Annotated in this window: 1 protein-coding gene; it reads right to left on the bottom strand. The window is 67.5% G+C overall.

The window, feature by feature from the left end:
• The coding region (locus AB1L30_RS00510) for a hypothetical protein (RefSeq protein ID WP_367011396.1) at nt 1-286 on the bottom strand (286 nt) is incomplete at its 3' end.
• Nucleotides 287-369 lie beyond the last annotated feature (83 nt).

Consider the following 369-nt stretch of genomic DNA (forward strand, 5'->3'; position numbering starts at 1 on the left):
TGAGGCGGTCGAGGATGGGCCGCAAGTACCCCTCATATTTCGGGATCGTGTCCCGGAGGTCGTCGATCGCCAGGATCACCACCGCGTCGACGCCGTCCTCGCCCACCCATTGCGGCGTGGTCAGCTTCGGGAAGTCCAGGCCGACGTGGTACGGGTTGCTCTGGTCGAGGAAGGTCAGGCGGTTCGCCTCGGCCGCCCGTTCCGCGGCGCCTTCGGCTCGACGAGGGGGATCCTCGACCATCGGGACGAGCAGGACGGCGGTGGCCAGGGTCGCGGCAAGCATCATCGGGTCCTCTGCTGCGGGCGATCGTTGCGGGTCGGCCCGCCGGATCGGCTCGATCGGGCCATTATTGTCTTATCCTATCCCAC

Source organism: Bremerella sp. JC817 (genome assembly GCF_040718835.1).
Lineage (GTDB): Bacteria > Planctomycetota > Planctomycetia > Pirellulales > Pirellulaceae > Bremerella.